The following is a 13468-nucleotide window of genomic DNA, read 5'->3' as shown; positions in this document are numbered from 1 at the left end:
CCCGAGGGGCGGGGCATCGAGTACCGTCGATGGGGACGGCGCGTCGAGGACGGCGACGCCGGAACGGAAGGTGCACGGGTGCGACGCCAGACCCGGACGATGCCGCGCGCCGCGGGCGCGGCGCTCATCGGCGCGCTCGCGCTGGCACCCGTGCTGGCGCTCGCGGGATGCGCGGGCGGCACGACGAGCACGCCGACCCCGTCGGGCACGCCCGAGTCGCTCGCGCAGCTGTGCGAGGACCCGCTCGTGGCCGACTGCGCCACGCAGGGTCGCGAGTCGGTCGCCGTGACGATCATCGGCTCGGCCACCGACGAGGAGACCCTCGCCCTGGCCGGCCGGGTGCGGGATGCCGCGGCGGCCGAGTCGCTGCCGGGTGAGGCGATCCTGCAGCGGGAACCCGTCGAGGTGCCGCAGCTGGACGCCGAGATCACCCCGCCTCCGGCGTGGACCCTGCAGGTCTACCCGGCGGACGCCGCCGAGATCGAGCAGACCCTGACCGACGTCCTCGAGGTGGCGGGCACTCCGGGGACGACCGGAATCAGCATCGCGGACGGCTGGCCGACGGTGACCATCATCGACATGGCCGAATTCGAGTGGACCTTCACGTCGATCAAGGACCTCGACCTGTTCGCCGACGGCGGCACGTACACCCTGCAGTCCGTCGATGAGCGCCTGCGCATCGTCCACGTGCCCGCCCGCACCGCCGACGCCGCCATCCACGAGGTGGTGCGCATCGCGCAGGAGTACCCTCACGCCGAAGTCGTGCTCGAGGCCGAGCCGCGCCCCGATGCCTCACCGACCCTCTACGTGTCGGGACTCGAACCCGACGAGGTCGAGCAGATCTCCGACCGGCTCACCGACCCGGCTCTGGCCGACGTGGCCCCGGAGGGCGCGCTGTCGTTCGTGCTCGGCACCACGGGCGAAGACGGGGTCACCTACACCGGCGGGACATTCGGCGGCGTTCCGATCGACTGACGCCCGGACTGAGGCGTCAGCCGCGTTCGGCGGCGAGCAGCAGCACGGCCTCGCTCAGGGCCTGGATGCCGCGCGCGACGTCGCCCGCCGACACCGACTCGTCGGGGTGATGACTGATGCCGTCCGGGTTGCGGAGGAACAGCATCCCGACATCGGCCACCGCGCCGATCGCCATGCCGTCGTGACCGGCGCGGCTGAAGATGACCGCCGGATCCGCCGGACCGTTCGGGGTGGCAGCGCGGATGCCGGCCCGCATGACGTCCTGCAGCAGGGGTGCGCAGTACACCGCGGGGGCGTTGTGGATCTCGCGGGAATGCCAGCGCAGGCCGCGCCGGCCCATGATGTCGTCGAACTCGCGCTCGATCCGCTGCCACACCCGGTCCCGCTCGCCGTCGAACTCGCCGCGCAGGTCGAGAGAGAGGTGGGCCTCGCCGGGCACGATGTTCACCGCGCCGGGGTAGGCCTCGAGCTGACCCACGGTGCCGACGATGTGATGCTCGGACCGGCATACCCGCTCGACGGCCAGCGCCGCCTCGGAGGCCCCGAGGAGCGCATCGCGGCGACGGTCGTACGGGGTCCCCCCGGCGTGCCGCGCCTCCCCTTCGACGACGAGCTGGAACCGGCGCGCACTCGCGATCGACGACACGACGGCGAGCGACTCGCCCCGCTCGTCGAGCTCCGGCCCCTGCTCGATGTGGGCCTCGAGGTAGCCGACGAGTTCGTCCGGGTGCCTCGCGGCCTCGCGGATGCGGCCGGGATCGAGGCCGAACTCCAGGAAGGCCTCGCGCAGGGTCGTTCCGTCGGCATCCGCGAGCGCCCACCAGGCGTCGTCCCAGGTTCCGGCGACCGCGGACGAACCGAGCAGCGCCTTCCCGAATCGCGTGCCCTCTTCGTCCGAGAACGCGATCACCTCGAGCGCGAACGGCAGCGGCGACCCGGCACCGTCCTCGTGGCCGCCGGACCCGCGCAGCAGGCGGACGACCTCGAGGGCCATGAGCACGCCGACGATCCCGTCGAACCGTCCCGCGTCGGGAACCGTGTCGAGGTGCGACCCGATCATGAGGGCGGGACGATCGGGGTCACCGAGACGCCCGAGCTGGTTGCCCGCGGCATCCTGCCTCGTCGTCATGCCGATCTCGCGCATCCATTCGGCGGCCAGGCGGTTCACACGGGCATGCTCGGGCGAGAGGTAGACCCGCTCGATGGCGCCGGCGGTCGCCGACACGCGCGCGAGCTCGTCGCAGCGGGCCATCACGCGCCGGGCGGCGGTGGCGATCCGGTCGCGGTCGACGTCGAGGAGGGGTGCCGGCACGTCACGCGCTCCGGTATATGTCGCTGGCGGCATCCACTCCCCCGCCGGGAGCCACGTGTGCGCCGAACCGCCGCAGCACCGCCTCCAGGGCGACGAGCGTCGTGAACACGGCATCCTTGCGGGCGTTATAGCCCATGGTGCCGATGCGCCACACCCGACCGTGCAGCGGGCCGAACGACGTGCCGATCTCGATGCCGAAGTCCTCGAGCATGGCCTGGCGCGCGACATCGCCGGGAACCCCGTCGGGGATCTCGACCGCGACGACGTTCGACATCTTGTGCGCGACATCGCCGAAGACGGTGAGCCCGAGACCCTCGACGCCGGCGAGCATGGCGGCCCCGGCGAGGCGGTGGCGCTCGACGACGGCGTCGCGCCCTTCGGCCAGCAGAACCCGGGCGCACTCGCGTGCGCCGTAGAGCATCGAGGTGGCTTCGGTGTGGTGGTTGAGGCGGCGAGGGCCCCAGTAGTCGAGGATCATGCCGAGGTCGAAGTAGTTCGAGCGCACGAAGTCGTCCGCATCGGGGTCGCCGTCCTCGCGGATGCCCGCCTCGACCCTCGCCCGCGACCGGACGACCGCGACCGCACGGTCCGAGAGGGTCAGCGGGGCCGATCCGGACGGACCGCCCAGGCATTTCTGCAGGCCGGCGGTTGCGGCATCCAGACCCCAGGCGTCGGCCTCGAAGTCGTTGCCGCCGAGCGACGCGGTCGCGTCGGTGTAGAACAGCGCGCCGTGGGCGGCGCAGACGGCGCCGATCTCGTCGAGGGGCTGCAGCATCGTGGTCGAGGTGTCGCCCTGCACGACGGCGACGAGGTGCGGTCGCACGCGGGCGACGGCCTCTTCGATCGCCGACACGGGGAAGACCTGCCCCCACGGCACCTCGATGGTGTGCACTTCGGCCAGCGCCCGCTCGGCGATCTCGGCGAGCAGGTGCCCGAATCGCCCGAACACCGGGACGAGCACGCGGTCTCCCGGGCGCACGAGCGAGATCATCGCGGCCTCGATCCCCGCCCGCGACGTGCCGTCGATGAGCACGGTCGCGTCGTTGGCGGTGCCCCACACCTCGCGGTAGAGCTGCTGGGTCTCGGTCATCGTGGCCGTCATGAAGGGGTCGTACTGGCCGACCAGCGGCGCCGACATCGCCTGCAGCACGCTCGGGTACGCCGAGATCGGCCCGGGCCCCATGAGCAGGCGCGCGGGCGGGTCGATGGGGCCGGGGATGTGGCTCACGGGGTCTCCTGGAACGAGCGGCGGGGCGTGGGGTGGTCGTCGGGCGCGAGGCGGGGCGGGCGTCGGGGCGCACGGCGCAGGTCGCGGGGTTCATCGCGCCGAGATCACGTGTTGTCACCGAGACCACCCGTCCGGTGCGCGCGCGACGTGTGCGTTCGGCGGAAACACGTGATCTGGGCACCGGAGGAGGGCGCGTTCGCCGCGAACACGTGATCTGGCCGCTCGTCGGGGGCGCGGTGGGGGACGGTCACGAGGCGATCCCGGATGCCGGGACGGCAGCCGCGGCGAGCCGCCGGCCGAGGCGGACCAGAGCGATGTCGGTGCCGGCACGCGCGATCGCGCACACCCCGACCGGGGCGGGACCGGTCTGCGCGGCGACGGTGAGCAACGGCATCGACAGGGCGGGAAGCCCGGCGACGGCCGCCGGGGTGGTGAGCCGGAGCGTGGCGGCGCGGACGGCATCCACCCGCTCCCCCGCGCTCGTGCGCATCGGCGCCGGGCCGGGAACCGTCGGCAGCAGCAGGACGGCGTCGTCGACGAGCCCGGCGAGACGCTCGGCCAGCGGTTCGAGCGCGCGGCGGGCGGCGGCTTCGTCTTCTGCGGTGATGGCGGCCGCGGCACGGAAGCGCTCGGCGACGGCGGAACCGACGGCGCCGGGGTGCTCGCGCAGCCAGTCGCCGTTGTTGCGCCAGGCCTCCGCGCCCTGCACGGTGCGGAACGGGGCGACGTATGCGTCGAGGTCGCCGATCGACACGGTGTCGACGGGCGGGGCGTCGGGACTCGCGGCGAGCGCCGTCAGGAAGGCCTCGAACGCCGCCCGGGTGGCCGGCTCGACCGTCTCGAGCATCTCGGTCGGCACCAGGAACCGCCACGGCAGGTCGGTCCCCGATTCGCCGTAGACGCTCTCGGTGCTCTCGGATCCGCCGTAGCTCAGGCACCAGTCGGCGACGCGCTGCAGCGTCTCGCCGTCCCGCGTGAGCCAGCCGACGGTGTCGAAGGACTGCGCGAGAGGCAGCAGACCCTGCCGCGGCACGAGCCCGTGCGTCGTCCGCAGTCCCCACAGGCCCTGATACGAGGCCGGCACCCGTATGGATCCGGCGGTGTCGGTGGCGAGCCCGATCTCGGCCTGCCCGGTCGCGACGGCGGACGCCGGCCCGCTCGACGAGCCGCCCGGCAGTGCGCCCGGCAGGGCCCCGTTGGGTGGCGTGCCGTAGTGGACGTTGTCGCCAGCGATGGAGTACGCGAACTCGTCGGTGCGCGCGATGCCCCGCAGCGACGCCCCGCCACGCAGCAGGTCGCTCACCGCCGCGGCCGTGGCGGTCTCGGGTGTGACGCTGTCGAGGAACGCGGGGTTGCCGGCGCCGATGCGGTAGCCCTTGATGGCGAAGAGGTCCTTCACCGCGACGGTGAGCCCGGCCAGGGGACCCTCCCACGCGCCCTGGAACAGCGGGTCGCCGACCGTCCGCCAGATCGCACGGTTCAGCGCCTGCGCGCGCGGCGTGACGTGCGCGGCGGTGATCCGCCACGCTCCGTCGGTCCGCTGCCACACCTGGGTCTGCAGTCCGGTCCCGCCCGACGCATAACGCGACACCGAGACGACGAGTGCGGCATCCTCACCCAGCTCGCGATGCTCGATGCGCTCGATGACCCGCGCCGGGACGCCGCCGCGGGTGCCGCGGAAGGCCGAGATCGCGTCGTGCCCCACGAGCAGCCCCGCCGCGTCGCCGCGCATCGTGCGCTCGCCGGGCGCGAAAGCCGCGTCGAGGTGTGCGAGATCGTCCGCGAGGATCGCCTCTTCGTAGCGCACGAAGGCTGCGAGAAGATCATCGGGCAGGGACTCCGCCCCCGGGATGCCGCTCCCCGGCGCCTCCGCCGAGCGGGCGTCCGCACCCTCACTCATCGCCCACCTCCGCGAAATCGGTCTCGCGGATGCGGGCGTGCACGCCGCACACGATGTCGACCACCTGCGAGATGTCGAAGTCGGTCGCCGCACTGAGGTAGGCGTAGGCCAGATGCTCGTCGAGTCCCCAGCGCGCCCGGATGAGGGCGATCGCCGCGCGGACGCACGCGCGCATCGCCTCGTCGAGGTCGGGGTGCATGCCGGTGGGGACGAGGTATCCGCCCGCGCGGACGAGCGGACCGAGAACCTCGCCGAACTCCGCCAGCGCCTCCTTGCGCGGCACCACGTCGAAGCGCAAGGTGGCGCGCAGGGACGCCTCGAGCGCGGTGAGCGCGACCTCCCCGTCGCCCTGCGCGAAATGGGGGTCGCCGACGTAGGCCAGCGCGCCCTCGACCTGCACCGGCAGGTAGAGGACGGCGCCCTCTGTCAGCAGGTTGATGTCGATGTTGCCGCCGTGACGGCCGGGCGGGACGGAGTGCGGCCGCTCGCCGCCGGCGACGGCCACCCCCATCGTGCCGAGGAAGGGCGCCAGCGGGAACGCCACCACCCGCGGGCCGCCCTCGACGACCGGCAGCGTCCCGACCAGGCGACCGTCGCGCTCGGCGACCGGGCAGAAGACGCTCACGCTCCCCGGGCCGCGCGGCAGCTCGCCCGCGAGGGCGCCCTTGCCGTGGCGGTTGGAGATGACGCCGTACGGCACGCGCGGCTGCAGCCGGTCGACGGTGATCCGCAGCAGGTCGCCGGGCATCGCCCCCTCGACTCGGATCGGTCCGGTGATCACGTGAGGACCGTCCTGGTCCGGGTTGCGGGAGAGGGTCGCGGCGATCTCGATCGCGTCGTCGAGGATCTGCTCCCGCGGCACGCCGTGGCCGGTGAAGTAGGCGACCGGGTCCTTGCCCTGGTCTTCGAGCACGCCCTCATGGCTGACGGTGTCGACGGTGACCGTGTCACCCGGGCCGATGGTGAGGGCCGCGGCATCCTGCGAGCAGGGAAGCCGTCCCCACATCACGGTGGCCGGCGTCGCCGGGAGATAGTGGTCGCCGGCGATCTCGCCGTGTCCGGGCTGGAGCACATCGGTGGGCATGGGCCCATCCAATCCCATCCCCGGGCTCGGCGCGTGAGCGGCGGTCGTGCGCGGCCGCGTCCCGGCGCTTACGTGCACGGTCATGTCGTCACCCCCGTGCGCGCCGACAGCAGCCGGCCGGCCGGTGCGGCGCGAAAGCGCGGCGCGTGCCCGGGCGCACCCTCGGTCGCGTCGTAGATCGTCCTCCCGTGCAGCCAGGTGCGCCGCACCCGCCCGGTGAGGAGGCGATGGTCGTACGCGGTGATCGGGTTCTTGTGCAGGAGCTCGCGGGCCTCGATGGGGAACGCGTCATCGGTGCCGAAGACCGCCAGGTGCGCCGGCGCTCCCGGCTCGATCACGCCGAGTCCGTCGAGTCCGGCGACCCGCGTCGGGCCGGTCGTGTACAGCGGGAGCACGCGTTCGAGCGGGATGCCGCGTGCTCGCGCCTCGGTCCACACCGCCGACAAGCCCACCTGGAGCCCGGCGATGCCGCCCCACGCGAGACCGAAGTCGCCGCCGCCGGAGCGCTTGAGGTCGACGGTCGACGGCGAATGATCGCTGACGATCGCGTCGATCGTGCCGTCGAGCACGCCCCGCCACAGCAGGTCGCGATTGGCCGACTCGCGGATCGGCGGGCAGCACTTGAACTCCGCCGCGCCGTCGGGGATCTCCTCGGCGGCGATCGTCAGGTAGTGCGGGCACGTCTCGACGGTCAGCCGCACGCCGTCGGCCTTGGCCGCCCGGATGGCCGGCAACGATCCCGCGTCGCTGAGATGCAGGATGTGGGCGCCGGCGCCGGTGCGCCGCGCCTCGGCGATGACGGACGCGATCGCCGACGCCTCGCTCGCCGGCGGCCGCGACGCCAGGAACGCGTCGTACCCCCGGCCGAGCGCGCCGTCACGGCCGAGCAGGTCGGGGTCTTCGGCGTGGACGATGAGGCGCGACCCGATCGCGGCGATCTCCTCCATGGCTGCGGCGAGCTGCGACCGGTCGAGGTGGCCGAACTCCTCGACGCCCGACGGCGCCAGGAAGCACTTGAAGCCGAAGACGCCGGCGTCGTGCAGCGGGGCGAGCCGACCGAGGTTCTCGGGGACCGCGCCGCCCCAGAATCCGATGTCGATGAAGGCGGATGCCGCGGCGGCGGCCTTCTTCACGTCGAGAGCCTCGGGGCTGATGGTCGGCGGGATGGAGTTGAGCGGCATGTCGACGATCGTGGTGACGCCGCCCGCGGCCGCGGCGAGCGTGGCGGACCGGAACCCCTCCCACTCGGTGCGGCCCGGCTCGTTGACGTGCACGTGCGAGTCGACCAGACCGGGGAGGAGGACGGCGTCGTCGGGGACGACGACGGCCGCGGCTCCGGGGATGCGGGCCCCGACGGCGGTCACGTCGACGATGACGCCGTCCTCGACGACGACCGCCGCGGGCTGGAACGCACCGTCGAGGAAGGTCCCGCTCGCCCGGATGACGCGGCGATCGCCCATCACGCTCCCGTCTCGACTGCGGTCTCGACCGCGGGTGCGGTGTCGCCGGCTTCGGCGCGCAGGTTCCACATCGCGGCAAGGTACAGCAGACCGCCGAGGACGGCGCCGATCACCCACGCGAAGCCGCTCAGCGCCTGCAGCGCCGGCATCCACACCGCGGCGATCGAGAACACCGCCGCGACGCCGACGACGACGATCGCCCGCAGGTTCCAGCCCTTCTGGTAGTGATAGCGGCCCGCCGGGTCCATCGAGTAAAGGTCGGCCACCTTCAGGCGCCGGCGCTGGATGATGTAGAAGTCGGCCACCAGCACACCGTAGAGCGGTGCGAGGATCGCGCCAAGGGTGTCGACGAAGGCGGGCAGCCCGATCCGACTGATCGTGGCGACCCACAGCGCGCCGACGACGAAGCCGAACGCGGCCGTGATGTACCCGCCGGCGCGGAAGCTGATCCGCTGCGGCGCGAGGTTCGACAGGTCGTAGGCCGGCGGGATGAAGTTCGCGACGAGGTTGATCCCGATCGTCGCGATCACGAAGGTCACTGCGGCGACGATCGTGAGGAACACGTTGCCGACGAGGCCGACGATCTCGGCGGGGTTCGTGAGGGGCTCGCCCTCGCCGCCCTGCAGCACGATGTAGGCGCCGGCGGTGATGAACAGCGACAGGAACGTGAAGAAGGCCAGGCTCACCGGCAGCCCGAGGAAGTTGCCGCGGCGCATGGCACCCTCGCTGCGCGAGAAGCGCGCGAAGTCGCCGAAGTTGATCACGACCGCCGAGAAGTAGGCGATCATCGTGCCGATGACGCCGACGAAGGCGAGGACCGCGTCCCATCCGACCCGATCGTCGCCTGCGAAGAGCGAGCCGACGGCGGGCAGCAGGCGGTCGCCCGCCTGGATCCAGATCACCACGAGGAGGATGACCATGACCGCGTAGACGGCGGGTCCGGCGACGTTGAGGAACCTCTCGATCCACGCGATGCCGCCCACGAACAGCGCGACCTGGAGCACCGCGACGAAGACGTACGCGACCCAGTCGATCGCGTCCATCCCCAGGAACACGGGCAGCTCGGGGTTGCCGAAGACGGCGTTGAGCGCCATGGCCACCGCGGTCGAGGCGAAGTAGGTCTGCGCGCCGTACCAGAACATCGCGACGATGCCGCGGATGAGTGCGGGGAACTGCGCCCCCTGCACGCCCATGCTCGACCGCGCCATCACCGCGTACGGGATGCCGTACTTCACGCTCGGCTTGCCGGTCAGGTTCACGAGCCAGTTCACGAAGAAGCCGGCGAGGATGATCGCCGCGAAGACCCACCAGCCGTTGATCCCGGCGGTGACGAACAGGCCCGCGGCCAGGGTGTAGCCCGCCAGGCTCTGCACGTCGTTGGTCCACACGTTGAAGATCTCGAACGCTCCCCACCGGCGCTTCTCGGAGGGGAGCGGCGCGAGGTCGTCGTTGTGCAGAGAAGGATGCCGGTCGTCACCGATGGCGGTGTCGAACTCGGAGGTGGGGATGGTCGAGGTCATGGCTGCTCCCGTCACGGACGTGGGGGTGGTGCTCGGCGGGCGGAGATGCCCGCGGGACCGCCGGTCGTGCCGGCGGCACGCGGGCGGCGCCCCGTGGCACGAAGCTATGCCGCCCGGGGCTCGGCCCGGTTTCCCTCGTGTAACGCTCGCGTTAAGTCGGGGCTTAAGCCCCGGCATCCGTTCGGGGGCTGCCCGCCCTCACCTGGCGTCCAGAACACGTGATCTCACCGAGACCACCCGGCACGAGCGCACGCAACGGGTGCGCTCGGCGACACCACGTGATCCGAACCCCGGATGCCGCACCCCACCCACCGCACGCGTCCAGCTCACGTGATCCGAACCCCGGATGCCGCGCCCCACCCGCCGCACGCGTCCAGCTCACGTGATCTGAACCCCGGATGCCGCACCCACCCACCGCACGCGTCCAGTTCACGTGATCCGAACGGCGGGCGTGGGCTGCGCTACGAGGACTCCGCGGTGGTGAGGGTCAGCCAGATCGCGACCGCGGTCTCGGCGGTGTCGTTGACGACGCGATGCGGACGCGACGCCGCGAACGACAGTGAGCCGCCGCGGCCGAGCCGCACGGCGCCGTCGGCGAACTCGAAGGTGAGCTCGCCCTGCACCACGTGCCCGCTCTCGTAGCCGGCGTGGACGAGCATCGCGCCGTCGATCGACGACGACGACCCGGGCGGATACGTCGACTCGAACCAGTCGACACCGGGCAGCGCGGCTGGGGAGAGTCGACGGTAGGTGACGCCCTGCCCGAGGTGCGCCGCCTCGACCGCGTCGGGCTGCGACACGAGCACGCCCTCGAGCGGCTCGGTGACGTCTGCGGCCCCGTCGCCCAGACGGGGGGCGAAGACCGCGAGGTCGTCGAAGATCGCCGACACGGGCACGCCCAGCACCGTCACGAACTCGATGAGCCGGTTGACGGACGGCTGCATCGCGCCGGTCTCGATCTGCGACAGCGCGCTGGAGGAGATCCCCATCTGCTGGGCGACCGAGGCCAGCGAGCGTCCCGACGATTGCCGGATGCTGCGCAGGCGCGCTCCGATCTGCATCGGCAGTGCCGTCTCGCTCATGGGGCCTCCGTGAACCGCTCTGCCGCCATCGTAGGGCGGAGCGAAATCCTCGCGCACCCGCGCCGCGCGCGGCTTAAGTCCCGACTTAACGCGCTCGTTACACGCGCTTCACACCGCGAGCGAACAGCGGGTCTTGAATGAGGCCAGCCCCACCACCCCCTTCCGCCTGCCGGTATGCCCCACGCCGGAAACCGCCCCTGGAGCGTCCACCCATGTCCTCACCCCGCACCCGCCTCCTCGCGGTCGCCGCGACCGCCGCGTCCGCCGCCCTGCTCCTCGCGGGCTGCAGCAGCAGCCCCGCCGCCGGCGGCTCGGACGACGAGACCGTGACCGTCACGATCGGCACCCTGCGCGGCCAGCCGCACTTCTACCAGCCGTTCCTCTACAACGACTACGCCGTGGACGGCGTGGAGTTCGAGGTCGTGACCCTCGACACCACCCCGGCCCTCTCGGACGCCCTCGCCTCCGGGTCGATCGACTTCGCCATCTCGGGCGTCACGCCCACCATCTCCTCCGTCTCGCAGGACCGCGACCTCACCATCGTCGCCAGCGCCGCCGACGGCGGCTCCGGCTTCATCGGCAACGGCGAGACGTCGCTCGACGACCTGGTCGGCGAGCGCATCGGCATCGTGCAGGGCTCGGCGCAGGAGGTGGCGCTGCGCCTCCTGATCGACGACGCCGGTCTCACGCCCGAGGACTTCGACCTCGCCGTGATCCCGGTCCCCGAGATGGCGTCGGCGTTCATGGCCGGCGACATCGCGGCGTTCATGGGCGTCGAGATCGGCGTCTCGATCGCGAAGGCCGCCGGCGGCACCGAGGTGCTCGACCCGTACTCGACCGACATCGGGCGGGTGAACATCGGCCTGGTCACCACCGGCGCGCTCGTCGAGGAGGACCCCGAGCTCGTGCAGCGGGTCGTCGACACCCATGCCGCCACGACCGCGTACATGGCCGACAACATCGACGAGTGGCTGCCCGGCATGGTCGAGGAGTTCGGCGGCGACGAAGAGGTCTTCACCTCGGCGCTCGAGAACTTCTGGCTGCGTTCCGACCTGTCGGACGAGTACGTCGCACAGCTCGAGGCTCTGGCAACGGCGATGACCGACATCGGCCTGATCGACGAGGCGCCCGCCGCCGAAGACATCGTCGACACCACGTTCGCGCCATGACCGCGACCCCGGTGACGGCAACGGCCGCGGCGGGCTCGACCGAGCCCCGCCGTCGGCCACCGGCCCGGCGCCCGAATCGGCGCGCGCTGCTGCGCCGCAGCCTGCTCGCCCTTCCGGTCCCCCTGCTGTTCCTCGTCGTCTGGCAGGTCGGTCGGGATCAGGCGTGGGAGATCCCCGTCATCGGCATCCGCATGGGGTTCCTGCCCGCGCCGGGCGATGTCGTGCTGTCGCTGTGGGACTACGCGTTCGGCGGCATCCACGACGACGCGTTCTCGGGCGACCTGTGGGTCAACCTCGCGGCGTCGTCGCTGCGGGTGCTGGTCGGGTTCGGCATCGCCGCGGCGATCGCGATCCCGCTCGGCATCCTGATGGGCCGCTATTACACGATGGACTCGCTGTTCGACCCGTTCATCAACCTGTTCCGGCCCATCCCCGCCACCGCGTGGGTGCCGCTCGTCGGCCTCCTGATCGGCTGGGGAGACCAGGCGACGATCTTCCTGATCGCCCTGTCGGCGTTCTTCCCGATCGTGCTGGGCGCCATCAGCGGTTCCAAAGAGGTGCCCCCGCGTCTGATCGAAGCGGGCCGGATGCTGGGCGCCCGACCGTGGGAGATCCTGGCGCAGGTGGTCGTTCCGGCATCCGCTGCGGCCGTCGTCAACGGACTGCGCGTCGGCCTCGGCATCGCGTGGGTGGTGCTCGTCCTCGGCGAGAGCGTGGGCGTGAGCGTCGGGCTCGGGTCCGCGATCATCCTCGCCCGCGACGTGGTGCGCACCGACATGGTCGTGGTCGGGATGATCGTCATCGGCCTGGCCGGGTTCCTGTCGGACCGCCTTCTGATCGGCGCCTTCCGCGTGTTCACGCGCGGCCGCCCCCTCATCAAATGACCCTCTCACCGAACGGAGCAGCCGTGAACGAGCACTCGTCCGCCGACGTCGTCATCGACCGGCTCGGCAAGCGCTACGGCCCGGAGTGGGCGGGCGTGCAAGCGGTCGCCGACGTCGACCTGACGATCGCGTCGGGCGAGTTCGTCGCGGTGGTCGGCGCGTCCGGGTGCGGCAAGAGCACGGTGCTGCGCATCCTCGCCGGTTTCGAGCCGGCCACGAGCGGCTCGATCAGCGTCGGCGGGCGTCCGGTCACCGGGCCCGCGCCCGAGCGCGGCGTGGTCTTCCAGGACTACGGCCTGTTCCCGTGGCTGACCGTCCGCGAGAACGTCGCGTACGGTCCGCGCCGGCGGCGGCTGCCGAAGGCGCGCGCGGCGGAACTCGCCGACCGCTTCATCGAGACCGTCGGCCTCTCGCGCTTCGCCGAGAAGTACCCCGGCCAGCTCTCGGGCGGTATGCAGCAGCGCGTCGCGATCGCCCGCGTGCTGGCCAACGAGCCTCAGGTGCTGCTGATGGACGAGCCGTTCGGGGCGCTCGACGCCCTCACCCGCTCGGATCTGCAGACCGAGCTCAAGCGCATCCACGTCGAGACGAAGACGACCGTGGTGTTCGTCACGCACTCCATCGAAGAGGCCGTGTTCCTCGCCGACCGCGTCGTGGTGATGACCGGCGGCGCCTCGCACGGCGTGCCCGGCCACATCAGCCGCATCGTGACGATCGACCTCCCCGGCGAGCGCGACATCACCGGTCCCGAGTTCAACGAGTACAAGCGCGAGATCTCCGACCTCGTGCACGCCGTCGCCGGGCACGTCTGACCGGGCCCGATAGCGTCGCACCCACATCGAGATCGGACCCCG

The 13468-nt window shown here is 72.1% G+C and carries 11 protein-coding genes; 4 read left to right on the top strand and 7 right to left on the bottom strand.

The features are described 5' to 3' along the window. The first annotated feature begins 78 nt into the window (after window positions 1–78). Complete coding sequence (locus tag NFR93_RS15275) at window positions 79–975, top strand: hypothetical protein (protein ID WP_251455241.1); 897 nt, start codon at window positions 79–81, stop codon at window positions 973–975. A 16-nt stretch (window positions 976–991) separates the two neighbouring features. Here the strand turns inward: NFR93_RS15275 and NFR93_RS15270 are convergent, their stop codons facing one another. The 7 genes from NFR93_RS15270 to NFR93_RS15240 form a co-directional block, all read right to left on the bottom strand. Further along, window positions 992–2287 (bottom strand): allantoate amidohydrolase, encoded by a 1296-nt coding sequence (locus NFR93_RS15270; RefSeq protein WP_251455238.1) that lies wholly within the window; start codon window positions 2285–2287, stop codon window positions 992–994. Between the two features lies 1 nt (window position 2288). Beyond that, the gene (locus tag NFR93_RS15265; RefSeq protein ID WP_251455399.1) at window positions 2289–3470 is read right to left on the bottom strand and encodes a pyridoxal-phosphate-dependent aminotransferase family protein; all 1182 of its coding nucleotides are present in this window, start codon (window positions 3468–3470) and stop codon (window positions 2289–2291) included. Window positions 3471–3762: 292 nt separating this feature from the next. Beyond that, on the bottom strand, window positions 3763–5415 hold the full coding sequence (locus tag NFR93_RS15260; RefSeq protein WP_251455235.1) for an AtzH-like domain-containing protein: 1653 nt from the start codon (window positions 5413–5415) through the stop codon (window positions 3763–3765). After that, window positions 5408–6499 carry an acetamidase/formamidase family protein gene (locus NFR93_RS15255; RefSeq protein ID WP_251455232.1) on the bottom strand — a complete coding sequence of 364 codons (1092 nt, stop codon included), beginning with the start codon at window positions 6497–6499 and terminating at the stop codon, window positions 5408–5410. Before NFR93_RS15255 ends, NFR93_RS15260 begins: the two co-directional genes overlap by 8 nt. An 80-nt stretch (window positions 6500–6579) precedes the next feature. Beyond that, window positions 6580–7959 (bottom strand): allantoinase AllB, encoded by a 1380-nt coding sequence (allB, locus tag NFR93_RS15250; RefSeq protein WP_251455230.1) that lies wholly within the window; start codon window positions 7957–7959, stop codon window positions 6580–6582. Then, window positions 7959–9479, bottom strand: a complete 1521-nt coding sequence (locus NFR93_RS15245; protein ID WP_251455228.1) for an NCS1 family nucleobase:cation symporter-1 — start codon at window positions 9477–9479, stop codon at window positions 7959–7961. Before NFR93_RS15245 ends, allB begins: the two co-directional genes overlap by 1 nt. A gap of 461 nt (window positions 9480–9940) precedes the next feature. Next, complete coding sequence (locus NFR93_RS15240; RefSeq protein ID WP_251455226.1) at window positions 9941–10561, bottom strand: helix-turn-helix domain-containing protein; 621 nt, start codon at window positions 10559–10561, stop codon at window positions 9941–9943. A gap of 212 nt (window positions 10562–10773) precedes the next feature. On the opposite strand from NFR93_RS15240, the gene NFR93_RS15235 reads away from it, so the two are divergent. From NFR93_RS15235 to NFR93_RS15225, 3 genes are read left to right on the top strand one after another with little or no spacing between them, the layout of a single operon-like run. Continuing rightward, a complete protein-coding gene (locus NFR93_RS15235; protein WP_251455223.1) occupies window positions 10774–11730 on the top strand; it encodes an ABC transporter substrate-binding protein in 957 nt (318 codons plus the stop codon). Next, the gene (locus NFR93_RS15230) at window positions 11727–12614 is read left to right on the top strand and encodes an ABC transporter permease (RefSeq protein ID WP_251455220.1); all 888 of its coding nucleotides are present in this window, start codon (window positions 11727–11729) and stop codon (window positions 12612–12614) included. The genes NFR93_RS15235 and NFR93_RS15230 overlap by 4 nt, the downstream gene beginning before the upstream one ends. Further along, the gene (locus NFR93_RS15225) at window positions 12611–13426 is read left to right on the top strand and encodes an ABC transporter ATP-binding protein (protein ID WP_251455217.1); all 816 of its coding nucleotides are present in this window, start codon (window positions 12611–12613) and stop codon (window positions 13424–13426) included. Before NFR93_RS15230 ends, NFR93_RS15225 begins: the two co-directional genes overlap by 4 nt. Window positions 13427–13468 lie beyond the last annotated feature (42 nt).

It is taken from the genome of Microbacterium sp. Marseille-Q6648 (genome assembly GCF_943181415.1).
Classification (GTDB): Bacteria; Actinomycetota; Actinomycetes; order Actinomycetales; family Microbacteriaceae; genus Microbacterium.
Note: the sequence above shows the minus strand (reverse complement) of the source record. Positions and strands in the feature narration are given on the sequence as shown.